19 protein-coding genes are annotated in these 23243 nt (G+C 62.4%); 10 read left to right on the top strand and 9 right to left on the bottom strand.

All coding sequences use genetic code 11. The features are described 5' to 3' along the window. The first annotated feature begins 165 nt into the window (after positions 1–165). The 5 genes from I8746_RS05060 (at position 166) to I8746_RS05040 (ending at position 5624) form a co-directional block, all read left to right on the top strand. Positions 166–2466, top strand: a complete 2301-nt coding sequence (locus tag I8746_RS05060; RefSeq protein ID WP_004573786.1) for a fatty acid cis/trans isomerase — start codon at positions 166–168, stop codon at positions 2464–2466. A gap of 192 nt (positions 2467–2658) precedes the next feature. Further along, positions 2659–3693 (top strand): acyltransferase, encoded by a 1035-nt coding sequence (locus I8746_RS05055; protein WP_003250411.1) that lies wholly within the window; start codon positions 2659–2661, stop codon positions 3691–3693. 58 nt (positions 3694–3751) lie between these two features. Further along, positions 3752–4336 (top strand): Fe-S biogenesis protein NfuA, encoded by a 585-nt coding sequence (gene nfuA / locus I8746_RS05050; protein ID WP_003250416.1) that lies wholly within the window; start codon positions 3752–3754, stop codon positions 4334–4336. 196 nt (positions 4337–4532) lie between these two features. Further along, positions 4533–5141, top strand: coding sequence for an SCO family protein (locus tag I8746_RS05045; protein WP_003250418.1), 609 nt, complete (start codon positions 4533–4535; stop codon positions 5139–5141). Continuing rightward, positions 5142–5624: a copper chaperone PCu(A)C gene (locus I8746_RS05040; protein WP_004573777.1), complete on the top strand. Its 483-nt coding sequence runs from the start codon at positions 5142–5144 to the stop codon at positions 5622–5624. It begins immediately after the preceding gene. Positions 5625–5671: 47 nt separating this feature from the next. On the opposite strand, the gene I8746_RS05035 is transcribed toward I8746_RS05040, so the two are convergent. Beyond that, a complete protein-coding gene (locus I8746_RS05035; RefSeq protein WP_003250422.1) occupies positions 5672–5899 on the bottom strand; it encodes a hypothetical protein in 228 nt (75 codons plus the stop codon). A gap of 456 nt (positions 5900–6355) precedes the next feature. On the opposite strand from I8746_RS05035, the gene I8746_RS05030 reads away from it, so the two are divergent. Then, the gene (locus I8746_RS05030; protein ID WP_221100231.1) at positions 6356–7573 is read left to right on the top strand and encodes an MFS transporter; all 1218 of its coding nucleotides are present in this window, start codon (positions 6356–6358) and stop codon (positions 7571–7573) included. A gap of 48 nt (positions 7574–7621) precedes the next feature. On the opposite strand, the gene I8746_RS05025 is transcribed toward I8746_RS05030, so the two are convergent. The 7 genes from I8746_RS05025 to I8746_RS04995 all read right to left on the bottom strand — a co-directional run bounded on the left by I8746_RS05025 (position 7622) and on the right by I8746_RS04995 (position 12988). Continuing rightward, positions 7622–8467, bottom strand: a complete 846-nt coding sequence (locus tag I8746_RS05025; RefSeq protein WP_221100230.1) for an AraC family transcriptional regulator — start codon at positions 8465–8467, stop codon at positions 7622–7624. Beyond that, the gene (locus I8746_RS05020) at positions 8464–8778 is read right to left on the bottom strand and encodes an AzlD domain-containing protein (RefSeq protein WP_004573763.1); all 315 of its coding nucleotides are present in this window, start codon (positions 8776–8778) and stop codon (positions 8464–8466) included. Before I8746_RS05020 ends, I8746_RS05025 begins: the two co-directional genes overlap by 4 nt. Further along, positions 8775–9467: an AzlC family ABC transporter permease gene (locus I8746_RS05015; protein WP_010953341.1), complete on the bottom strand. Its 693-nt coding sequence runs from the start codon at positions 9465–9467 to the stop codon at positions 8775–8777. Before I8746_RS05015 ends, I8746_RS05020 begins: the two co-directional genes overlap by 4 nt. A 147-nt stretch (positions 9468–9614) precedes the next feature. Further along, a complete protein-coding gene (locus I8746_RS05010) occupies positions 9615–10310 on the bottom strand; it encodes a sel1 repeat family protein (protein ID WP_221100229.1) in 696 nt (231 codons plus the stop codon). A gap of 138 nt (positions 10311–10448) precedes the next feature. Next, positions 10449–11531, bottom strand: a complete 1083-nt coding sequence (locus I8746_RS05005) for a hypothetical protein (RefSeq protein WP_014753795.1) — start codon at positions 11529–11531, stop codon at positions 10449–10451. Between the two features lie 39 nt (positions 11532–11570). Further along, positions 11571–12197, bottom strand: a complete 627-nt coding sequence (locus I8746_RS05000) for a LysE family translocator (RefSeq protein WP_010953344.1) — start codon at positions 12195–12197, stop codon at positions 11571–11573. Positions 12198–12199: 2 nt separating this feature from the next. Then, positions 12200–12988 carry a YqcI/YcgG family protein gene (locus I8746_RS04995; RefSeq protein ID WP_014753794.1) on the bottom strand — a complete coding sequence of 263 codons (789 nt, stop codon included), beginning with the start codon at positions 12986–12988 and terminating at the stop codon, positions 12200–12202. A gap of 160 nt (positions 12989–13148) precedes the next feature. On the opposite strand from I8746_RS04995, the gene I8746_RS04990 reads away from it, so the two are divergent. Then, complete coding sequence (locus tag I8746_RS04990; protein ID WP_221100228.1) at positions 13149–14069, top strand: LysR substrate-binding domain-containing protein; 921 nt, start codon at positions 13149–13151, stop codon at positions 14067–14069. Here the strand turns inward: I8746_RS04990 and I8746_RS04985 are convergent. Beyond that, positions 14050–14946, bottom strand: coding sequence for a LysR family transcriptional regulator (locus I8746_RS04985; protein WP_004573759.1), 897 nt, complete (start codon positions 14944–14946; stop codon positions 14050–14052). The two genes, I8746_RS04990 and I8746_RS04985, sit on opposite strands and share 20 nt — an antisense overlap. 116 nt (positions 14947–15062) lie before the next feature. Between I8746_RS04985 and I8746_RS04980 the strand changes: the two genes are divergently transcribed. The 3 genes from I8746_RS04980 (at position 15063) to I8746_RS04970 (ending at position 23180) form a co-directional block, all read left to right on the top strand. Further along, the gene (locus tag I8746_RS04980; protein WP_221100227.1) at positions 15063–16253 is read left to right on the top strand and encodes an MFS transporter; all 1191 of its coding nucleotides are present in this window, start codon (positions 15063–15065) and stop codon (positions 16251–16253) included. A 66-nt stretch (positions 16254–16319) separates the two neighbouring features. Next, the gene (locus I8746_RS04975) at positions 16320–18680 is read left to right on the top strand and encodes a DNA polymerase II (protein ID WP_014753791.1); all 2361 of its coding nucleotides are present in this window, start codon (positions 16320–16322) and stop codon (positions 18678–18680) included. Positions 18681–18758: 78 nt separating this feature from the next. Further along, positions 18759–23180 (top strand): NEL-type E3 ubiquitin ligase domain-containing protein, encoded by a 4422-nt coding sequence (locus tag I8746_RS04970; protein WP_221100226.1) that lies wholly within the window; start codon positions 18759–18761, stop codon positions 23178–23180. The last annotated feature ends 63 nt before the right edge of the window (positions 23181–23243 follow it).

Raw genomic sequence — 23243 nt, 5'->3', positions numbered from 1 at the left:
CGGAATATCAGAAGGTGCCGAATCATAACAAAGCTGCGCGGTTTTTAGGCATGTCGCCCATTTGCATGAAAACTGCTCATGTTGGGCGGGTGGAGGCAGCGCAAGGCACCCAGGACGACCAGGCAACAAATCGTGATGGCTTTCAAGAACCAGGACTTTCCGCACATGGTGCATCGTATCCTTGCCGGCGCCTTCGCCTTGCTCATCAGCGGCGCGGTATTCGGGCAGGCCCCCCAGTCGAGCCCGGCTATTTCCTACACCCGGGACATTCAACCGATCTTCACCGAGAAGTGCGTGGCCTGCCACGCCTGCAACGACGCCGCCTGCCAGCTCAAGCTGGAAAGCCCTGAAGGCGCGGTACGCGGGGCCAGCAAGGTCCCGGTGTACCAGGGCGAGCGGAGCAAGGCGGTGCCCACCACGCGGCTGTTCTACGACGCCCACAGCGAAGAGCAATGGCGCAAGAAGGGCTTCTACTCGGTGCTCGACAACCAGGGCGGTCAGGCCGCGCTGATGGCGCGCATGCTGGAATTGGGCCACAAGACCCCGCTTACGCCCAACGCCAAGCTGCCCGAAGAGATCGTCCTGGGCCTGAGCCGCAACAACATGTGCCCGTTGCCCCATGAATTCGACGCCTATGCCGGCGCACACCCCAAGGAGGGCATGCCGCTGGCGGTGACCGGGCTGACCGACGACGAATACGCCACCCTGCGCCGCTGGCTGGCGGCCGGTGCGCCGGTGGAGTACCAGCCGATCCAGCCTAGCGCGGCCGAAGCCAGGCAGATCGCAGAGTGGGAAGAACTGCTCAACCGCCCGGGTTCCACCGAGGCGCTGGTGGGCCGCTGGCTGTACGAGCACCTGTTTTTGGCGCACATCTATTTCGCGGGCGGCGAGCAGGGCCACTTCTTCCAGTGGGTGCGCTCGCGCACGCCAAGTGGCAAGCCGGTCGATATCATTGCCACCCGCCGCCCCAACGACCCACCGGGCACGGACTTCTACTACCGGTTGATCCCGGTGCAGGGCGTGATCGTGCACAAGACGCACATCACCTACCCGATGGGGCCGCAGAAGCTCAAGCGCGTGAAGCAGCTGTTCTATGCCGGTGACTGGCATGCTGCCGCGCTTCCGGGCTACGGCCCGCGCCACCGGGCCAATCCGTTTGAAACCTTCGAGGCGATCCCGGCGGTGGCGCGCTACCAGTTCATGCTGGATAACGCCGAGTACTTCGTGCGCACCTTCATCCGTGGCCCGGTGTGCCGCGGGCAGATTGCCACTGACGTGATCCGCGACAACTTCTGGGCGCTGTTCCAGGAGCCGGCCTTCGATCGCTACATCACCGATGCCAAGTACCGCGGCGAGGCTACCCCGCTGCTGGCCATGCCTGGTCAGATCGATGACGTGGGCAGTGTGCTGAGCCTGTGGCACGCCTATCGTGACAAGCGCAACGACTACGAGAAACTGCGCCGTGAAGCCTATGCCGAAATGCCGGCACCGAGATGGTCGACGCTGTGGGCCGGTAACGACAATGCGCTGCTGAGCATCTTCCGCCACTTCGACAGCGCATCGGTGACCAAGGGCCTGGTGGGGGATGTGCCGCTGACCGTGTGGCTGTTCGACTACCCGTTGTTCGAGCGCACGTATTACCAGCTGGCGGTCAACTTCGATGTGTATGGCAACGTTTCGCACCAGTTGCAGACGCGCCTGTACTTCGACCTGATCCGCAACGGCGCCGAGGTCAACTTCCTGCGCCTGATGCCGGCCGACCAGCGCAAGGCGATCCTTGGCGACTGGTACCAGAACAGTGGCAAGGTGAAGATGTGGATGGATTATGAAGACATCGACACCGACACCCCGAGTGGCATCAAGCTCGACCCGCGCAACCCCAAACGCGACTTTGGCCTGAAGCTGCTGCAGCGCACCGGCAGCCTGAATGCCGCACCGGACCCGATCAACCGCTGCCAGGGCGCGTTCTGCTCACGGCCGCAGATGAGCGAAGAATTCCGCAATGCCGAGCAGTCGCTCAGCCGTCTGGTGTCGCGCCCGGCGGCCGGGCTGAAGGTGATCAACCAGTTGCCCGAGGCGACCATGCTGCGTATCGAAGGGCAGGACGGCCAACGTCAGGTGTACAGCCTGCTGCGCAACCGCGCGCACAGCAACGTGGCGTTCCTGCTGGGTGAGGCGTACCGCTACCAGCCGGGGCTGGATACCCTGACCCTGTACCCGGGTGTGCTCTCCAGCTACCCGAACTTCATCTTCAACATCCCGACCAAGGATGTGCCGGAGTTCGTCGAGGACATGGAGTACGCCAAAGATGACGCGGCGAAGTTCGAGCGCATTGTCATGCGCTGGGGTGTGCGCCGCAGTCACCCGGCGTTCTGGCGCTATTTCCATGACCTGAACAGCTATATCAAGGAAACCGAACCGGTCGAGGCGGGCGTGCTGGACATGAACCGGTACGAGAACCTCTGATCGGGTTGGCTGACCTTTCCGATTTGCCTGCGGTCGGACACGGTAGGTGGTCTGGATCGATTGCTGGGGGCTGCTTTGCAGCCCTTCGCGGGTGAACCCGCTCCTACGACAGGTACGGCGCGGCTCTCAAGGCTGGCGCTGGCCTCTGCACTCGATACGGGCCTCAATGCACCGCCAAGCGCAGGGTATTCCATGCTGTATTCGCTTCAGGCACTGCGGGCGTTCGCCGCCTGGGTGGTGGTCTGCCACCATTTCATGCAGATCTTCTTCGACTTCCACGCCACCGGCCCCATCGGCCAACTGCTCACCGACCGTGGCGCCGTAGGCGTCGACATCTTCTTCGTCATCAGTGGGCTGGTCATCTACCTGTCGACCCGCGACAAAACCATCGAACCGCGCCAGTTCCTGCTCAATCGGGCGCTGCGCATCGTCCCTGCCTACTGGTTCTACACAGCCCTGATGGCCATGTTGCTGCTGGCATTCAGCCAATGGATGCCCCATCAGGCGTTTGACTGGCGGCACCTGTTCCTGTCGCTGCTGTTCATCCCGGCGGAAAACCCAGGTGGCTATGGCCTGTACCCGACCCTGAACGTGGGCTGGACGCTGAACTTCGAGATGTTCTTCTACCTGCTGTTCGGCCTGGCCTTCCTGGTACGCCAACGGCATCACCTGCTGCTGGTGACTGCCGCTCTGTTGCTGGTCAGTGAGGTACTGGGGCGCATGGGCGTGGTCAGCCGCTTCTACAACAACGGCATCATCTACGAGTTTCTGCTGGGCATTGGTGTCGGCGTACTGTACCGCCGCGGGCTGATCCGTCAGGGGCGGTGGTTGCCGCTGGCGTTGCTGGGTGTGGCGGGCATGGCGATCTACTATCTGGACGCTTCCCAGCGCTTGCTGCACTGGGGGTTACCGAGTGCGATGGTCGTCCTGGCCTTTGTGGCCATGGAGCCGCTGTTCCAGGGCAATCGGCTGCTCAAGGCCCTTGGCGACTGTTCGTACTCGGTTTACCTGATACATGTGCTGGTGCTGTATGCCGGTTGGTTCGCCAGTCAGCGCCTGCATCTGAACCCGTTCCTGACATTTGCCCTGTGCGTGCCGTCCATTGGACTAATGTCGTGGTTCAGCTACCAGTGGCTGGAGCGCGGCCTATACCGGCGAATGCAGGCCTGGCTGGCGGCGCAACGGGGGCCGGCCCCTGAATATGCGCTTTCCCGAGTCAATTGCTAGGACTTTGTTCGAAGGCTGGGTTGGCGTACACTTGGCCGCAAGTCTGTGAGGAACCTACATGAGCGCTATAACCATTACCGACGCCGCCCATGACTACCTGGCCGATCTGCTCTCCAAGCAGAATACGCCCGGCATCGGCATTCGCATTTTCATCACCCAGCCAGGCACCCAGTACGCCGAGACGTGCATCGCCTACTGCAAGCCGGGCGAAGAGAAGCCTGACGACACCGCCGTGGGTCTGAAAAGCTTCACTGCTTACCTGGACGCCGTCAGCGTACCGTTCCTGGAAGACGCACTGGTCGACTACGCCACCGACCGCATGGGCGGCCAGCTGACCATCAAGGCGCCAAACGCCAAGGTGCCGATGGTCAACGAAGACAGCCCGATCAACGAGCGTATCAACTACTACCTGCAGACCGAGATCAACCCCGGCCTGGCCAGCCATGGCGGCCAGGTGAGCCTGGTGGACGTGGTCGATGACGGCATTGCCGTGCTGCAGTTCGGTGGTGGCTGCCAGGGTTGCGGCCAGGCCGATGTCACCCTGAAGGAAGGCATCGAGCGCACCCTGCTCGAGCGTATTCCGGAGCTGAAGGGCGTGCGCGACGTGACTGACCACAGCCAGAAAGAAAACGCCTACTACTGAGTTGAAGGCGGCTCCCTTAGCAACAAAGTGTTACGGTTTCAACTCCTGCGACAACAGGCCGCAGCCCGTATTCAAAGGGCTGCAGGCCATCCCCGCCATGGTCGGGTAGAACCCCTCTGGGTGTCATGCCAGAATGCCCCGGTTTTTCGACCGGCCCGTCCCGAGGGCCGGCACCTTCCCTGTAAAGGATGGTTTCATGAATGATCTTTTGACCCGGCGTGCGGTTGTCGCCGGCATGGGCGTTCTCGGGCTTGGCCTGCTGGCAGGCTGCAGCCCGGCCCGGGGGCTCGAGTTCAAGTACGGCAAGAACATGAGCAACGAAATCCTCGGGCGCAAGTTCAGCCTCAAAGACCCGCAAGGTAACGTGCGCACCCTGTCGAGCTTCTACGGCAGCATGCCGATGGTCTTCTTCGGCTTCACCCAGTGCCCGGCCGTCTGCCCGACCACGCTGGCGCGCGCGGCGCAGATTCGCAAGCTGCTGAGGGGCCGCGACCGCGACCTGTTCCAGGTGGTGTTCATCACCCTGGACCCGGAGCGCGACACGCCCGAGGTGCTCGATGCCTACGTCAAGGCCTTCGACCCGACGTTCACCGCGCTGACCGGCACCCCCGAGGAAATTGCCGCTGTGGCCAAGGAATTCAAGGTGTTCTACGAGAAGGTTCCGGCCGGAGACACCTACACCATTTCTCACTCGTCCACCAGCTACGTCTACGATACACGTGGCACCCTGCGCCTGAGCCTGGGCCATTCCCTGAACGCCAAGGAATGCGCCGAAGATCTGGTCACCCTGATGGAGATCTGCTGAATGTCGATGCAACCGATCAAACGCGGTTTGGCTGCCCTGGTACTGATGGGGCTGGCCCTGCCGGCCCTGGCCCAGACCACCGTGAGTGATGCCTGGGTGCGTGCCAGTGTGCCGCATCAGCAGTCCACCGGTGCGTTCATGGTCCTGACTGCCAGCAGCGACAGCAAGCTGGTGGGTGTGGCTTCGCCCGTGGCCAAGACCGTGCAGGTGCACGAGATGACCATGAACGGTGACGTGATGGGCATGCGTGAGGTCAAGGCTGTCGAATTGCCAGCCGGCAAGGCAGTGACCCTGGACCCGAATGGCCTTCATGTCATGCTGATGGGCCTGAACAATCAGGTGAAGGAGGGTGACAAAGTGCCACTGACCCTGACCATCGAGGATGCCAAGGGCGCCAAGGAAACCCTGGACGTTCAGGCACAAGTGCGTGCACTCAACGCCGACGCGGGTGGTGGGCATGATCACATGCACATGAACCACTGACAGATCAAAGGGCCGCGTTCAGCGGCCCTTTTTTTCAACTGCGCCTTTCAGCTACGAAAGCGCGGCAGCGGTCTGTCGAGGGTCAGCGACGTCAGGGTCTTTCGAACCTGGGCCTCATCGGCCTCCAGTGCCTTCAGGCTAGCGCGGATCTTGCCGGCGGCGGGCACATCGCCCTGCCGGTCGATCCAGTCGGCAATCTCCTTGCAGGCACTGCTCAGACAGGCCTGGCGCTGGTTCATCAACGACAGAAGGGTGGTGAGCTCTCTTTCGGACATGGCAGGATCCTTCATTCAGCCCTGTCAGTGTAGCAGAGGGTTGGCCAGGCTCTTGCGGCCTTTGCAAGGTGCGCTGCGGCAGCTGCCAGTGGCTGCTCTTGCGGCGCAGTAACAACTCGTTACTTATAAACAGCATGTTTAAAGTTGATGCTCGTGCTGTGCAAGGGATTCAGGGCTCGGTATCTGAACGTGACCTGTTGAAGTGCTCAACTGCACAGTCGGGAAAATGCCGTCGGGTCTGCATTCAAAGAATGGTTGTTGTAGGAAAATTCCGCGTTTCTGATTTTCGCTTGCAGAAAGCATCGGCGTTGTTACAACTTTCATGTTGAGCTCAATCCTGGCCGAGTCTTAGATTGAGTTGGCCAATATTTGGCAATCTCAATCGGCTCAAAGGAGTGCCCATATGAATCTACAATCCGAGTGTTCAGGAGCGATGTCGCCAGGAAGTACCCGCTAATGCTGGCATTGCGCCTTAACCCCGGAACGCGTTCGCTGTCGCTGGGCTACAGCTTTTCCAAATGTGGTGAATTTGCCTTCGAGGCTGCATTTGCCGTGGCGATCGTGTCCATCACAGATGCGGATATGCTTTTGATCGGCATCGCCTACTTTTTTCGTTACTTGCCAAGTGTGGTGTTTTCGCCATTGGGTGGCTGGCTGGCAGATAACGCCAACAAGAAACACACACTATTAGCAATCGAGGTGACAAAAGGCCTGCTGGCACTTTCCTTCTTTGCCTTGTTCAGCGTGTTCACGCCAGTATTACTTGCGTTAGTGGGCCTCGCAATGGTCATGACAGCACTCGAATGCCTTTATGTGCCCACGTTTCGCGCGTACTTTCCGGACCTTGTCGAAAAGGATGAGTTAGCCACGGTGAACAGCGGTATCCAGGTGATCGAGGACGCCGCCTCGATCCTCGGGCCGCTGGTCTTTTCGGCCTGTGTGTTACTGCTGTCTCGAGAAGCCACTTTCTTGTTTTTTGCAATGTGCCTTGTCGTGTCGGCCATTTGTATCGCTACCCTGACGCCTGCCAGGCGTAGTGTCCAACAGGCATTCGATGGGTGCGCCATAATCAGGGATGCGGCGAGCAGTGTGAGTCAGTTGAGGGCCGGCAATGCGCCGTTGTTCGCTGTCATTGGCTGCACCACACTCTGTGCGATGTTCGCCACGTCGGTGATTCGCTTTATCCTTCCAGCATCGGTGCTGGAGCACTTCGCCTCTGAAGCGGCGGTTGGATACGTGTTTTCACTGCTTGCGGCAGGCACGGTGGTGGGGGGCATGCTTTACACGCGCTTCAATCCTCGTACAACCGCAGCAATGGTGCTGCGCTACTGGATGCTCTATGGCGGGCTATTTTTTGCTGCAGCAGTGGCGCTGCAATTCAATAACTGGCTGTTCCTGTTGATTCTGTTCCTGGTTGGCTTCATTGGTGCATTTGTCGATATCGCAATCGTGACCAACATCCAGTGCTTGTCGAGGGAGCATGAAGTGGGCAGGAATTTTTCCCTCTATTACTTCACCGCCGTGATGGGTGATGCCGTATCAGGATTGATTGCCAGTTTGGTCTTCGTGCTTGCGGGGCCGGCAACCTTTATCTGGATGACGCTCATGTTACTCATCGCGCCAGTGCGCTGGAACATGAAAGGACGTGGCCCAGATGTCGACAGCCGCACATAGCTTGGGCCTGGCGTATAGATGCAAGTTCGAGAGGGCGCTGCCGCCCTTTCACGCGCGTAGAGCAGAGTGACCGCAGGCTTGCCGATACGCCCCCGGGGTCACCCCATAGGCTTGCTTGAACTGCCGGCTCAAATGGCTCTGGTCGGCAAAGCCGAGGTCGAACGCCACTTGCGAAGCGGCCAGGCCGTGCTTCAGCATTTCGCGGGCGCGGGCCAGGCGGCGTTGCTTCAGCCAGGCATGGGGTGGCAGTCCGGTGGCCTGGCGGAACACCCGGGCGAAGTGGAACGGCGACAGGTTGACTGCTGCCGCCAGCGCTTCCAGTGAGGGCGGGTCGGCCAGTTGGCTTTCCAGGAGTTCGCGGGCGCGGGCTACGGCCAGGGGTTCGTGGCCAGGGGCCGAAGGCTCGGCGCACTGCCCGTGCCGCTGCACCAGGGCCAGCACCGCCTGGCGCCAGGCCGTCTGCTGCTGCAAGGCGCTGGCGCTGGCTTCGGACAACTGATGCAGCTGGCTGAAAGCGATGGCCAGCGCCGGGTCATGGATCACGCTGTCCTTGAAGCTGGGCATGCCGTGGCGGCCCAGTTCCAGTTCGTCAAGCACACCGGTCACCCGCTCGTGCTCGGGATAGAAGCCGCGATAACGCCAGCCGGCTTCATGGGCGGTAGCGCCGGTGTGCAGTTCGTCGGGGTTGATCAGCACCATGCTGCCGACCGGTGCCAGGTGCTCGCTGCCGCGGTGCCAGAAGCGCTGGGCGCCCGACTCGATCACGGTGAATACATAGCCTTCGTGCACATGCGGGGCGAAGCGCTGCTGATAGTAGCGAGCGTGCAGCATCTCGACGTCGCCCAGGGCTGGCGCCTGCCAGAGGTGTGTCTGCTCGCGCAAGGGCGGGCTCATGCCAGCCAGCTGCGCAGAAGGAAGAAGATCAACATGCTCACCAGCATGCTCAGCAATACGCTGCGGGTCAACAGCACCAGGGCGATGGCCACAAGGGAGCCCAGCAGGTAGGGGTTGAGCACGCTCAGGTTGAGCTGGTGGTCAGCCATGAAGATGATCGGGCCGCAGATGGCGGTGAGCATGCCCGGCACGGCAAAGCCGAGAAACTGCCGGGCATTCGAGCTCAGGCGCAAGGGCAGGCGCGGCTCCAGGAATGCGTAGCGGTTGAGAAACACGATGGCGCCCATGGCGAAAATCAGGATCCAGGTCATGCGCGGGCTCCGGCGAATTTCTGGCAGATGAACCCGGCGCTCATGCCCAGCAGGCCTGCGACCACCAGGGCGGTTTCCCAGTGCCAGTAGCTGAACAGCACCGAACAGAACAGCGACACGGCTACGCACACCACGGTGGCCAGGTTGCGCACCAGGGGCGCGATCAGGGCGACAAAAGTGGCGACAATGGAGAAATCCAGGCCGAACTGGTCCAGGTGTGGAATGTTCTGGCCCAGCAGTATGCCGGCCAGGGTGAACAGGTTCCAGGCGATGTAGAAGGTCAGGCCCACCCCCAAGGCATACCAGCGGTTGAATTGCTGCCGATCGTACTGGCTGGTCAGGGCGAAGAATTCGTCGGTCAGCAGAAAGCCCAGGCCCAGGCGCCAGCGCAGCGGCTGGCTGGACAGTACCGGGCGCATCGACAGGCCATACAGCAGGTGCTGCGAGGTCAGCAGCAGGGTGGTGAGCAGGATCGACGCCAGGTTGGCACCCCCCTTGAGCATGCCAATGGCCACCAGCTGCGCGGCGCCGGCGAAGACGATGGCCGACAGCCCCTGCCCCTGCCAGGCGCTGAGGTTGGCCTCGATGGCCATGGATCCGGCCAGCAGGCCCCAAGGGGCAACGGCCAGGGACAACGGGAGAATGGCAATGGCGCCGTGAAGAAAGGCTTGGCGGGCGATGTGGGGCATGATGGCTGCATGACGGCTACGTGGCAGGCCAGCATGACAGACGGGGCAGGGGATGGCTTGAACGATCTTGCTGGTCTAGGCGTGTTCGCCTCAACCTCAGTGGCCAACTGACAACAGGGCCGCAAAGCGGCCCCGAATGACCCTGGCTTATGGGCGGCTGGTCAGCAGCTGTTGCGCCGTTGCGCAGCCATTGATGTCTACGGCTTTCTGCAGCAGGCTCGTGCGCTGCTGTGGGTCGAGGTCACCAAGCAGGCGGTACACCTCGGCCTGGTAGTCGCGCTGACGCCCCCACAGCATTTCCAGGCCTTGTGGCCGGCTGCGGTTGCAGGCCAGGCGCGTGGCCGGTTGCGGGTAGTAGGGGGCGTACACGGTGGCCATGCTGGGGATGGCCTCCAGCGCTGTACGGTACTCGCTGCTGACGTTGTAGGGCTGGCACCAGGTGGCGATGGCGGGCGCCGGTGCGGCAAACCCCTGCTGGAGGCTGGCTTCGAGCAACGGGCAGGCGGCCTCCGGGATTTGCGCGGCGGGCAGGTACGTCATGTAATACAGCGCCAGACGGTACTGTGCGACCGGGTGGCCAAGCGCTACCGATTTTTTCAGCAGGGCAACCGCTGTCGGCAAGGTGTGAGCCATGGCCTGGCCCTGGCGGCTAAGCTCAGGGTCGCCGCCCACTGCGGTGCGCAGCGTGCTGGCAGAGTCGTCTTGGTTGTCGGCCTGCTCCAGTAGCGGCAAGGCCTGACGGTAGAGCAGGTCGGCATGAGGGTCGATGCGTACCTCCAGCGCTTGCGCGGCCAGTGGCAGCAGCGCAGCCAACAGCGGGGGCAGGCGTCGCACAAGGCTCACAGGCAAACCCCATGGGTGGCCAAGTACGGATGGACGGCTTCGGTGTTCATGGCGGTCAAACGTGCGCCTCGGGCAAATCGTAACGACGACGTATTCTAGCCACCCAAGGGGGGTGGCCGAAAGACCACCCGACAACTGTCAGACGAGCTTGATCGGCGTGACCTTGCGCTGGGCATGTTTTTCCTGGGCCAGCCCAAGCTTGGCGGTGATCACCTTGGCCAAGGCATTGTTGCCCAGATCGTTCAGGTGCAGGCGGTCGATGAACAGGTCGGCGCCGAACACGGGCGAGCTGTCGAGCATGCAGTTCATGTCGTAGCAGGGCACTGGGTCGGCCTGGCTTTTGATACGGCGGAAAAATGCCGAATGTAACTGTCTGTCGAATGCCCCCTCCAGCAGCCGGTCGAAGTTGGCCGGTTGTTGCTGCAGCGCGGTCAGCATGGCTTGCTCGCCGGCGGGCAGGGTATCCCGGCACCAGGGCAGCAGCGGTTGCAGGATGAAGGTGAGCGTGGCGTGGCTGTCTGCCAGCAGACGGTCCCATTGGCGCAAGGTGCGGCCAATGTTGTCGGCGGCACGGGCCAGTCGTTTTTCCGGGGAGGACAGTGGCCAGCTGACCGGGGCTGTGACCACGGGAGGGGTCAGCGCCTGGCCGATGCGCCGCCACAGCGACTGCCGACGGGGCGGTGCGCAGGGCTGCATGCCTTCGCTGAAACTGTTGAGAAAGGCCTGGTAGGCCTTGGCGTGCTGCGGGTCGTTGGTACCTGCGAGGACTTCACACAGGGCTTCGTGGGCCAGGCTGTTGAGGCCACTGAGCACCACCACATGGCCGAGTTGGCCAAGGCGGTGCTGGTGGGTCAGGAACATCATCAATTCCTGGGTGGCGTTCAGCCCGCAGCCGGCCAGGCTCAGCCAGACTTCGCCCGTGAGCATCGACAGGTGCGAGGCCACTGTGTGTTCGTCGGAGCTGGCGCCGATGCCCAGGGCTGTGGAGCCGCCGACCAGCAGGTTGATGCGCGACGCACCACCGTGCTCGGCCGCCGAAAAGCGCTTGCCGGCGCAATGGCTGTAGCGCAAGCCAAGTGCATCGGTGTTGATGGTGCCGGAGCGGTAGCCGGTTTCGTGCACATGCAGCATATAGGGGGCACGGCGACTGCCCAGCAGGAGAAAGCGCTGGTAGTCCTGCTGCAGCGGCGAAGGAGACGGGCGCGCATCAGTCGTGGTCATGGTCTCTCCTTCGCTTGAGCCGGGTACTTTGCAGCAGATTCAGGCCGCCAGTTCCTTGAGGTTGTACAGCAGGCCGCCGGCGGCGATCAGCAGCAGGGCGACGCCCGAGGCCAGGCTGATGATGCGGTTGCTGCGCTGCGAGGCGATCTTGCCGATGGCGAAGATGTACAGGCTGAGCACGGCGAAATCGATGGCCACCCACAGTAGCGACAGCACCACCATGCTCTTGCCGAACGATTCGGTGATCTGAATGAACTGCGGGAAGAAGGCGATGAAGAAAATGATGTCCTTCGGGTTGGAAATGCCCACCATGAAGCCTTGCATCAGCCCGCCGCGCCCAGCCTTGGGGGCCTCGCTCGCTGCGTCTGACGCGGGTGCCTGCAGGGCGTCCCTCAGCGTGCCCACGGCAATGTAGCCGATGAACAGGCAGCCCAGCAGGCTCATGGTGCTGAGCCATGTTTTGTCGATGGCGGCACTGGTGAGGATGATCCACGCTGCCGCGCCGATCAGCACCAGTGATGCCCAGTTGGTGCCGACGGCGGTGAACATGGCCTTGCGCGAGCCGGAGGCGGCCGCAGTGTTGACGATCAGTGCCACCACCGGGCCGGGAGTGGCGATCAGTAGCAGCACGGTGAGGGCGTAGGTGGCGGTGAGTGCGGTATTCACGGTCAGTTCTCGATCAGTATGTCGGGTGTCGCCTGGTGTGCGGCATGGGCGTGGAAGGGGCAGCGTGACGGGTTGAGCGAGCCTGCCTCCTGCAGTTGATACTGCTTCCACTCGTAGTTGTCGGTATCGCCGAAAAAGCCAAGGGTGTCGGGCACAACGCCGTCGTTGTAGTGGTGCACGCGCTCGCGAATGCGCTCGCGGATGCGCTTGCCACTCTCGGTGTTGGCATTGGCCACTTCGTCGAAGTTCTCCCGCGGGTTGATGACGAAGGTGATGTGCTGGCCCAGATTGCGGCTTTTCATCTGCTGATGGCCGGGGAAGTTCATGTTGATGAACAGCGGCATGCCGGCATAGCAGAACGACCAGCCGGTATCGTCGGGATCGGTCGGGATGCCCTGAGGCCAAGGGTGCGGGTCGCGCGCATGCACGCCGCGCAGTACCTTCCAGGCCAAGGCCTGTTGCTCGGCCAGGCTGCTGCCGGCGGCGGTTTCGAGAAACACCACCAATGGGCTGCCGATGCGCTGCTTGGGCGCGATCGGTGCGACGGTGCGCACATAATTGGCCAGGCCCTGTGCGATATCATCGGCCAGTTGCTCGGCGCGGGCGAAGAGAATGTGGCAGGTTTCGCCGTTTACCGCCTTGCGGCCGAACAGGCAGGGGAATTCGGGGTTGGCGAGAATACTGCGAAAGTGTTCTATGGTTTTGAACGTCCAGTGTTGCATGGTGTGTCCATGTTCAGCGGCGAGCTCCAGCGCATCCAGGCGATAGCAATTTCCATATCCCGTAAACATGATTTCCCCAGGCGTTGATTTAAGTGAACGTTCCAGTCACATGCAGGCAGGATCTTGGTTATGTTTGTTATTTACCGGCATTTTCCGAGACGCTCCTGTCGTTGTAAAACGCGTGGAGTTATGACCTACTATTAGTCTTACTCATGCTCGGGACGCCGCCATGTCGGAACGAATTCAGGCCTTGCACGCGCTGCGTGCCTTCGAGGTGGCCTCTCGCTATGGCTCTTTCACCCGCGCTGCTGAGGAGCTGGCCCTGACCCAGGGCGCCGTCAGCCACCACATCAAGACCCTCGAAGCCCTGTTTGGCTGCGACCTGTTCGAACGTCGGGGCCCGAAATTGAGCCTGACCGAGCACGGCCGCCTGCTGGCGCAAGAGCTGAAGGTAGGCTTCAAGATCATCGAAAATGCCTGCGCACTGCTGCGTCAGGATCGCTACGGCCTGCGCCTGAAGGCGCCGTCCACGCTCACGGTGCGCTGGCTGCTGCGGGCGCTGGATGCGTTCAAGAAGGTCGAGGACAACTGCAGCGTGCAGCTGTCCAGTGTGTGGATGGATATCGACAGCGTGGACTTCTATTCCGAGCCTTACGACTGCGCCATTCTCCTGGCCAGCGGGCGTTTTCCTGCCGATATCGAGAGTTTCAAGCTGTTCGATGAATGGCTGATTCCGGTCTGTCATCCGGATTACATGACGCAGGCACAACCGCAACTGTCCGACCTGCCCCGATGCGAGTTCCTGCACCCGTCACCCGACCGGCGTGACTGGCGGCGTTGGCTGGCGCGAATGGATGCGCTGGACATCAGCATCGACCAGGGGCAGGTGTTCGATACCCTCGACCAGGGCATATCGGCCGCCCAGCAAGGCCTGGGCATTTCAGTGGTCGATCTGGTACTGGCCAGCACCGACCTGGCCGCCGGGCGCCTGGTCACGCCTTTCAAGCATGCCGTGGCCACCGGCGACGGTTACTACATGACCTGGCTCAAGGCCAGCCCAAAAGCGCGGCAAATGCACAAGCTGCGTGACTTCCTGCTCGGCCAGATACCGCCGCTGGCCTACAAGGACATCAACTACCTGTACGGTTGAATACCCGAGCGAGCATGAAGTCGATGAATACCCGCAACTTTGGCGGCATCTGCCGCCCGGACGGCCACAGCAGATAGAAGCTGCCGCGCCGTTCCATGAAGTCGTCGAGGACACTGACCAGTGAGCCATTGCCCAATTCACGACCCACGTTGAAGTCCGGCAGACAGGTAATGCCGCGGTGGTTCAAGGCAAAGCAGACGCGTGTTTCGACGTGGTTGCAGACCATCGAGATGGGGATGTCATAGGCGTGCTCAGGATGCTCCTGACGCAGCGGCCAGGTTTCCAGCTTGCCGTTGCTGGGGAAGCGATAATGCAGGCAGGTATGCGCTGCCAGGTCGCGTGGGTGCAAGGGTGTGCCGCGTTCGCGCAGGTACTCGGGCGAGGCTACCAGGCGGTGCTGAAAGTGCCCGAGGAATTTGGCGCTGAGCCGGGAATCCACCGGCTGCCCGCCGCGCATCACCACATCGAAGCCTTCGCCGACGATATCCACCATGCGGTCGGAGAAGTCCAGGTCCAGTTCAACCTGTGGGTACAGTGCCATGAACTCGGCCAGGGCCGGCATTACCAACCTGGTCACCTGCGGCATGCTCACCCGCAGCCGCCCGCGTGGCGTTTCACTGGCCTGCGACAGCTCCTGCTCGGTGGCTTCGATTTCGGCAAGGATGCGCCGGCTGCGTTCGAGGAACATCGTGCCCTCGGCGGTGAGGGTGATGCTGCGTGTGCTGCGGTGGAACAGGCGCACGCCCAGGCGGCTTTCCAGGCGCGCCACGCGTTTGCCCACTGCCGAGGCACTGATCCCCAGTGACTGGCTGGCGGCAACGAAGCTGCGGGTTTCGGCCACCCGGTTGAAGACCACGAAGCCGCTGAGGCTGTCCATGTTGCGCTCCTGATTACGGACGCTGATGTCCTGGGTGAGTGGCATTGTAACCGTCTTTTTCCGCAATGGCCTGTCTAGCAGACTGTTCGCCTCGTTTCTCACTCAAGGCATTTGCAATGTCCCAGACATCTTCCGCACCGTTGCTGGCTGCCAGCAACGAACGTCTGCCCGTTGGCGGGCTGCTGGCGCTGGCCATGACCGGTTTCATCGCCATCCTCAGCGAAACCTTGCCGGCGGGTTTGCTCGACCAGATCGCCGATGGCATGCACATCAGCCAGGCCATGGCTGGGCAATGGGTCACGGCGTATGCCTTGGGCTCGTTACTGACCGCCATCCCGTTGGTGACATTGACCCAAGGCTGGTATCGGCGCCGGGCGCTGTTGCTGGCAATCATCGGCTTCGTGCTGTTCAACGGGCTGACGGCCCTGTCGGACTCCAACAGCCTGACCCTGGTGCTGCGCTTTTTCACGGGGGCTGCGGCCGGCCTGGCATGGGGCCTGATCGCTGGCCATGCCCGGCGCATGGTGCCGGTACCGTTGCAGGGCCGGGCCATGGCGCTGGCCATGCTCGGGCAGCCGATTGCCTTGTCGCTCGGCTTGCCGATTGCGACCTGGCTGGGGGCAGGGTTGGGCTGGCGCGCGACGTTCGTGGTCGTCACGCTGGTGGCGTCGCTGCTGGTGGTATGGGTGTTGCGATCCGTGCCGGACTACCCGGGGCAGGCTGCCGGCAAGCGCCCGGCGGCCATGCAGGTATTGCGCACGCCAGGGGTGTTGATCGTATTGCTGGTGATCCTCACCTGGATCCTTGGCCATAACATCCTCTACACCTATATCGTGCCGTTGCTGGCGGCGGCTGGCATGGCTGCGGACATTGGCCCGGTGCTGATGGTGTTTGGTCTGTCGGCGCTGGCCGGGATCGGCCTGGTAGGGCTGCTGGTCGACCGGCACCTGCGCAAGCTGGTATTGCTGAGCCTGGCCGGTTTTGCCTTGGCCACGCTGGCATTGGGGCAGGCATCGTCGTGGCTTGTGTACCTGAGCATCGCCTTGTGGGGAATGACCTATGGCGGCGCCCCGACCCTGCTGCAGACAGCGTGCGCCGACGCCGCAGGCCAGGGTGGTGATGTGGCGCAGTCGATGCTGGTGACGGTGTGGAACTGCGCCATTGCCCTGGGCGGAATCATTGGCGGATTGCTGCTGACAGGGGCCGGCGTGGCGTGGTTTGGCGGGGTGGTGCTGGGGTTGATCGCCTTGGCCTGGCTGCTGGCCGTGGCCGGGCGGGGAAGCGGTTTTGTGGCGGGGAGGCGCTAAAACACTCATGCCAGGCACGACACAGGTAGAATAACGCCCTCTACAGACAATCCAGAGGTCGACGCAGTGGAGTTGCAGCAGGGTTTTGTCCTGACCCGGCACTGGCACGATACGCCGGAAGGCACCTGCGTGGAGTTCTGGCTGGCCACCGATGCCGGGCCCCGGCTGTTGCGGCTGGCGGCGCAGGAGTCGGTGGCTTTCATTCCTCAGGCGCAGGCCGAGCATGCCCGTGTGCTGCTGGCCAACGAAGCAGGGACCAAGCTCAAGCCATTGCGCCTGAAGGACTTCGAGCATCGCCCGATGCTCGGCCTGTATGCCCGCCAGCATCGCCAGTTGATGCAACTGGAGCAGCGTCTGCGCACGGCCGGTATCGACGTGTTCGAGGCCGATATCCGCCCGCCGGAGCGTTACCTCATGGAGCGCTTCATCACGGCGCCGGTGCAGTTCACTGGTCAGCCGGATGCGCAGGGCGTTTACCGGGACGCCCAGCTCAAGCCGCAGCCAGGCTATCGCCCGGCGCTGCGCCTGGTGTCGCTGGACATCGAGACCAGCGAGCGTGGCGAGCTGTACAGCATCGCGCTGGAGGGCTGTGGTCAGCGCCAGGTGTACATGCTCGGCCCGGCCAACGGCGATGCCACCGGGCTTGACTTCGACCTGGAGTATTGCGCCGATCGCGCCGCCTTGATTACCCGGCTCAACCAGTGGATGGCCAAGCATGACCCGGACGCGATCATTGGCTGGAACCTGGTGCAGTTCGACCTGCGCCTGCTGCATGAGCACGCCAAGTCATTGCAGGTGCCACTGACGCTGGGGCGCAACGGTGCGGTCATGACCCTGCGCAGCCATGCCGGTGGCGGCCATGTCTTCGCCGATGCGCCGGGGCGGCTGCTGATCGATGGCATCGAGGCGTTGCGTTCGGCCACCTGGAGCTTTGCCTCGTTCAGCCTGGAGAACGTTGCCCAGACCCTGCTGGGTGAAGGCAAGGCCATCGACACGCCGTACCAACGCATGGACGAAATCAATCGCCGCTTCGCCGAAGACAAACCGGCCCTGGCGCGCTACAACCTGAAGGACTGCGAACTGGTCACGCGCATTTTCGCCCATACCCGGCTGCTCGACTTCCTGCTCGAACGTGCCTCGGTGACGGGATTGGCCGTGGACCGCAGCGGTGGGTCGGTAGCTGCGTTCTGTCACTTGTACATTCCACAGATGCACCGCCTTGGCTTTGTCGCGCCCAGCCTTGGCAGCCGCCCTGACGAAGCCAGCCCCGGCGGGTTTGTCATGGATTCGCGGCCAGGGCTTTACGACTCGGTGCTGGTGCTGGACTACAAGAGCCTGTACCCATCGATCATCCGTACCTTTCTCATCGACCCGGTCGGGCTGATCGAAGGCTTGCGCCAGCCTGACGACGCACATTCGGTCGAGGGTTTTCGCGGTGGGCGTTTTTCACGCACACAGCACTGCCTGCCAGCCATCGTCGAACGGGTGTGGCAGGGCAGGGAAGCGGCCAAGCGCGAGGGCAATGCGCCGCTGTCACAGGCCTTGAAAATCATCATGAATGCCTTTTATGGCGTGCTTGGTTCCAGCGGTTGCCGTTTCTTCGACCCGCGCCTGGCGTCCTCGATCACCATGCGCGGCCACCAGATCATGCGCCAGACCAGGTCCCTGATCGAGGCGTGTGGCTACGATGTGATCTACGGTGACACCGACTCCACCTTTGTCTGGCTCAAGGGTGCCCACGCCGAGGCAGACGCGGCGCGCATCGGCCGCGAGCTGGTGGCAAAGGTCAACCAATGGTGGCAAGCCCATCTGCACGAGACCATGAACCTGCAGAGCGCCCTCGAACTGCAGTTCGAGGTGCATTACCGACGCTTCCTGATGCCCACCATCCGCGGTACCGATGAAGGCAGCAAAAAGCGTTATGCCGGCCTGGTACAGCGGGCCGATGGTTCGCAAGAGATGGTTTACAAGGGCCTGGAATCGGTGCGCACCGACTGGTCACCGCTGGCCCGGCAGTTCCAGCAGGAACTCTACGGCCGTGTGTTCCGCAGCGAGCCCTACCGTGATTATGTACGCGAGTATGTACGGCGCACGTTGGCGGGCGAGCAGGACGAACTGCTGGTTTATCGCAAGCGCCTGCGTCGCCCGCTGGCCGATTACCAGCGCAACGTGCCGCCGCATGTGCGTGCCGCACGCCTTGCCGACGACTACAACAAGCGTCTGCAGCGCCCTCTGCAGTACCAGCGTGGGGGCTGGATCAGTTACGTGATCACCACCGCCGGCCCTGAGCCGCTGGAAAACCTGCAGGCACCGATCGATTACGATCACTACATCAGCCGTCAGCTACTGCCGGTGGCCGACGCCATCCTGCCCTTTGTCGGCGATGATTTCGCGCGCCTTACCGACCATCAGTTACTGCTGTTCTGAACAGGTGGTAGATAGCTAGGCGTCAGCCTGACGCTACAGTCTTCAGACTCGGATCTCCATGTCGTCGCGGAGGCAGAGATGCAGAACAATAGCCGTCAACCATCGGCTGCGGTCGATACCCTTGCCATGGCCCAAGCATGCCAGGACCACTACATTGCACAGCGGCTGCCGGCCTGGATGAAGCGGCTGAGCGTGGCCGAATTCACCCTGCTGAGCGAGGCGCTGCCTGAACTGCTGGCCTGCCGCGCAGGCTTGGTGTCAGCGCTGGCGCGGCTACGCAACCTGAATGCATTTACCCAGCCCTTGCTGCAGCAAGCGCTCGGTGCCCACGGCGACCTTGACGTCGATCGCCTGTACTTTCGCCAGTGGTACACCTTTACCTCGCCCACGATCCATTATGTAACCAGTCGGCTTCCGGTTGTCGGCAGCGATTACTACGACATCCCTCTGCTCGAGGCTGCTTTGAGCAATTTCACCGCAGAACAGCAGCGCGACCAGCCACAGGGCAATTGCCTGGTCGATGTGCGCGGCGCAAGGCGTAGTGAGCTGTCTGCACCGGGCTTCGCCAGGCTGTGTCGAGCGCTGGATCTTGGGCAGAAATACCAGGCGCATCTGGATTCGGTACTCCAGCCTGAAGTCAGGGGGTTACTGACGCGACGGCAACGCTACAGCATGCTGGTGGATGCCCTGCAGGCCAGGGCGCAGGGCGTATTGAGCGCAGACGAACTGCAGTGGGTGGTGGCGCTCTGCACCAAGGACACGCTCGGCAAGCTCGAAGGCGCATCGGTTCGCGTGCGGCAGTTGGCGGTGTTCGGTTGCCGCTTGCAGCAGATCGTCGTGCTGGACGTGATCGACGCGGGCCTGTTGTTCAACACCAGCAAGCGCGTGTTGGTCTATGTACCGGGTGACCCGCACGGCCCCTGGAGCGTGCGCAGCGACCTGGAAGATTATGCCCGCCGGGTGCTTGGCAAACGCCTGCGCGAAGATGACTACCGGCGCTTCTTCAACCGCTTCGTGCGCCGACGCGATAGCCAGCGATTCTTCTCGGCCGTCAGTGAGCGCCTCGATGACGTGCCCGGCTGGGCAACCCGCGACCTCGATGAGCAGACCTTTGCCTATCGCCTGCCATTGTTCGAACACCTTGCTGACGACTGGATTGCGCGGATCAAGGACGATGCTGCGGTCATCGCCCCGCCCGTGGCCCTGCTTGATCGCGAGGTCCAGGCCGAACACGCCCGCCGTTTGCGTGCTGAAGGCTGGACCCTGTTGGGTGTTGCAGGGTTTTTCGTTCCGGGCATCGGCGCGGTGTTGTTGGGGGTGATGGCCTGGGAGCTGCTTGAGCAGACGTTCCAGGCTGTAGGGGATTGGCAGGACAACGAACGCAATGCGGCACTGGCGCACCTGCTGAATGTAGGCAAAGGACTGCTGGCTGTCGGGGCAACCGTTGCCGTAGTCGCCACGGCCCGACGCGCCTGGAGTGTGGTGGACAACCTGGTACCGGCGCAGCTGGAAAACGGTGAGGAAAAACTGTGGAACGCAGACCTCGGCCCCTATCGCTGCGAAAGCCCGCCAGACACGGCGGTGCCGGACATGGAGGGTATGCACCGCCTGGGCGAGCGCCGCTGGATCAGCATGGACGGGCACTGGTATGAGATGACCTGGCACAACGACGATGAACAGTGGCAACTGCTCCCTTATCAGGGCTATGCGCCGCCACTGCGTCACAATGGGGCCGGTGCATGGCGGCTGTGGTACGAGCAGCCCGCCGAGTGGGGCGACACACGCCAGTTGTTCCGCCGCCTGGGCGGGCCATTCAGCGACCTTGACGATGCGCAGATCGACCAGTCGCTGGCGATCCATGGCCTCGATGATCAGCACCTTCGGGCATGGCATGTGTATGGCCTTGCGCCGGAAGCAGCGCTGGTCGACACCGTCGCACGCGTGCGGCTCGCCGGCAGGATTGGGACGTTGATCAACCACTTGCGCGAGGGAGGGGTAACGGCAGACCCGCTGCTGCTGGAGCAGGTCATGCGCCTTCCACAGGCCGCCGGCAAGGACGGAGCAGCGTTGGCCGATGTGGCTTGGGCCGGGCGACGAGCACTGCTGCAGGCGGTGTACGAAGAGCAGAATCCCGACACGGAAACGGGCCGTCTCTTACGGCAGAATTTTGCCAGCCTGCACCGCCTGGCTGCGGATGAGGTGCTACGCGATGCCAGCGAGGATGACCTGCAGCTTTTGCGTGAGACGGGGCGCGTGCCGTTGCCGATGGCCGAGGCAGCAAGGTTGCAGGTTGCGCGGATTCGAATAGCGCGGGTGTATGAGGCGCTGAGCATCGATACGCCGCAAAACCTCGACCTGGCGCGTGTGGTACTTAATCTGCTGGTGCATGTGCCGGGGGCTGGCGGGCCCGGGTGGCGATTGTACGACGGTGATGCCAGCGAGCCGTTAGTGACGGTCGAGGGATCGGGGCAGACGTTTGACTTGCTTCATCGTCATGGGCTGTTCCGCCTGCGTACCCGAACGCACACGGTTGCCGGTGAGAGGGGGGAGTTGTTCGAGACCTTGGCCGCAGCCTATGACGACGCATCGCAAGCGGCCATCGGCCAAGGCCGGTCGTTTGTGCCTGCGCTGCGCCAGGCGCTGACCGACGTTGCTATCGAGCAACGCCAGACCGTGGTGAATCTGCTCAGGCTGGAACAGCCGACCGGCTCGTTTCTCCCGCCACAACGTCTGGCTGATGGCAGGGTTGGCTACCCCTTGGCGGGCGGCAGGTTCTGGGGGGCGCTGGGGCGGAACAGGCCTAGGGCGCTTCAGGCTCGGCTGCGTGATCTGTACCCAGCTTTCAGTGACGAGCAGATTGGGCACTGGCTCGCATCAGGCGACGCGCAGGCCAGGTTACAGAGGCTGGAACAGCAATACGGGGTGCTCAAGAGGCACTTGACCCAGTGGGCGCGCAGTGCCTTGCTGTCATCAGAACTGCCCGCCCGGCGTGAGTTCAGAAAGGGGCTGATCAACTGCTGGCGCTGTCTTGTGCCGGAACTGCAAGGACAAGCAGCACTGGACGACGGGCGCTTCATGCTGACCCAGACCATCAGCCGCTTGGGCCACCTGCCGGCCCTGCCCGCGCAAGTGGGCTTTCCCCACGTTTCGATCCTGGCCTTGCGCGCCATGCGCGTGGAGCACGTTCCGGATGAGTTTCTGCGGGCGTTTCCCAACTTGCGCAACCTGGAAATCACCCATTGCCGACTCCGGCGTTTGCCATTGCCTCTGATGCTTGTCCAGAAGCTGGAGGTACTCGACTTGTCTGGTAACCAGATCACCCTCGACCAAGGCCAGGCGTTGGTCCTGGCAGATTGCCGATCCCTGGTGTACCTGAACCTTTCGGACAACCCGTTGCGCAGGGCATTTTCCGTCCAGGCAATGACGGAGCTGAATGCCCTCTACCTGTCGAACACCCAGTTGCCCGAGTGCCCCTACGGGCTGATGGACGCGCCAGAACTGCATACCCTGAACCTCAGCGGCAACCGTATTTCTGAACTGCCCGAGGGTTTTCATCAGTCGCAGCTGTGGCGCTTGGGCAGGGTCGAGCTTTCCGGCAATCGGCTGGGGGGGGCGCAGGTTGGGTTATCAAACTGGCATTTGCTTGAGGCCAGTCGCGTGCCTTACCGGTTGCGCATTCTGGATGCGCTGCCTGGCGAACGCCGAGATGAAATGGCTGCACTGTGGGCCCATCTGGAGGCCGAGGAACAATCGGAAGCGTTCTTCAATACCCTGTCGATGCTGACGGAATCGGGCGCCTTCAGCTTCTCATCGACTGCATCCGCGCTCGCGGCCCGTGTGTTCGACATGTTCCAGGCGATGTCTGAGCATGATGCCCTCAGGCAGGAGCTGTTCGAGCACGCTGCGGCGACCGGTTGCCAGGATAACGCCACCGCGCGTTTCGCCAACCTGGAACTGCGAGTGATGATATGGCGCACGAGGCACAGCGGATCTGCCCGGCCTGAACGGGCCTTGCTGAAGCTCGGTGCCCGGATGTGGCGGTTGGCGGTGCTTGAGCAAATTGCCGCTGAACATGCTCATCGGGTGGGGGCGAGCGCTGAATCGATCGAATTCGCCTTGGCCTATCGAATCGGCTTGCGCACGTCTCTGGACTTGCCTGGCCAACCCGATGAAATGCTCTATGCAGGTATCCCTGCCTTGAGTAGCCAGGACCTTCTCCTGGCCCGTGAAAGGGTTCTGGCGCGACAGACCCGGGAGGGCATTGCTGATTACTTGTCACGCCAGTGGTTCTGGCAGGATTACTTGCGCAAGGCCTGCGCGGTTCGCTTGCAAGTGCCCCAATCCATGCACGCTGAGCTGGAACGGCTGATGGCGCTGGGGAATCGGGACGAGGAAATCGCGCGGCTGCAGATCCGCAATCAGCAACGCGAGCATGCGGTGTTGCTGCAGTTGACGCTGGAGGCGCTGGACCGGAACACGGTGCAGCGTCCGCTCAGCTAGCGGGTTGGCGGTTGTCTGAACGCAGGCATTAGCTATATAGCGCCTGGCGGGGAGCAGGCAATT

Source organism: Pseudomonas sp. USTB-Z, from assembly GCF_019691255.1.
Taxonomy (GTDB): Bacteria; Pseudomonadota; Gammaproteobacteria; order Pseudomonadales; family Pseudomonadaceae; genus Aquipseudomonas; species Aquipseudomonas alloputida.
The sequence above is the reverse complement of the archived record's forward strand: the minus strand, read 5'-3'. Positions and strand labels throughout refer to the sequence as shown.

What these genes read in the sequence shown, in the direction of transcription:
- I8746_RS05060 (WP_004573786.1), top strand. Translation starts at nt 166, where the DNA reads ATGGTGCATCGTATCCTTGCCGGCGCCTTCGCCTTGCTCATCAGCGGC.
- I8746_RS05055 (WP_003250411.1), top strand. Translation starts at nt 2,659, where the DNA reads ATGCTGTATTCGCTTCAGGCACTGCGGGCGTTCGCCGCCTGGGTGGTG.
- nfuA (WP_003250416.1), top strand. Translation starts at nt 3,752, where the DNA reads ATGAGCGCTATAACCATTACCGACGCCGCCCATGACTACCTGGCCGAT.
- I8746_RS05045 (WP_003250418.1), top strand. Translation starts at nt 4,533, where the DNA reads ATGAATGATCTTTTGACCCGGCGTGCGGTTGTCGCCGGCATGGGCGTT.
- I8746_RS05040 (WP_004573777.1), top strand. Translation starts at nt 5,142, where the DNA reads ATGTCGATGCAACCGATCAAACGCGGTTTGGCTGCCCTGGTACTGATG.
- I8746_RS05035 (WP_003250422.1), bottom strand. Translation starts at nt 5,899, where the DNA reads ATGTCCGAAAGAGAGCTCACCACCCTTCTGTCGTTGATGAACCAGCGC.
- I8746_RS05030 (WP_221100231.1), top strand. Translation starts at nt 6,356, where the DNA reads ATGCTGGCATTGCGCCTTAACCCCGGAACGCGTTCGCTGTCGCTGGGC.
- I8746_RS05025 (WP_221100230.1), bottom strand. Translation starts at nt 8,467, where the DNA reads ATGAGCCCGCCCTTGCGCGAGCAGACACACCTCTGGCAGGCGCCAGCC.
- I8746_RS05020 (WP_004573763.1), bottom strand. Translation starts at nt 8,778, where the DNA reads ATGACCTGGATCCTGATTTTCGCCATGGGCGCCATCGTGTTTCTCAAC.
- I8746_RS05015 (WP_010953341.1), bottom strand. Translation starts at nt 9,467, where the DNA reads ATGCCCCACATCGCCCGCCAAGCCTTTCTTCACGGCGCCATTGCCATT.
- I8746_RS05005 (WP_014753795.1), bottom strand. Translation starts at nt 11,531, where the DNA reads ATGACCACGACTGATGCGCGCCCGTCTCCTTCGCCGCTGCAGCAGGAC.
- I8746_RS04995 (WP_014753794.1), bottom strand. Translation starts at nt 12,988, where the DNA reads ATGTTTACGGGATATGGAAATTGCTATCGCCTGGATGCGCTGGAGCTC.
- I8746_RS04990 (WP_221100228.1), top strand. Translation starts at nt 13,149, where the DNA reads ATGTCGGAACGAATTCAGGCCTTGCACGCGCTGCGTGCCTTCGAGGTG.
- I8746_RS04985 (WP_004573759.1), bottom strand. Translation starts at nt 14,946, where the DNA reads ATGGACAGCCTCAGCGGCTTCGTGGTCTTCAACCGGGTGGCCGAAACC.
- I8746_RS04980 (WP_221100227.1), top strand. Translation starts at nt 15,063, where the DNA reads ATGTCCCAGACATCTTCCGCACCGTTGCTGGCTGCCAGCAACGAACGT.
- I8746_RS04970 (WP_221100226.1), top strand. Translation starts at nt 18,759, where the DNA reads ATGCAGAACAATAGCCGTCAACCATCGGCTGCGGTCGATACCCTTGCC.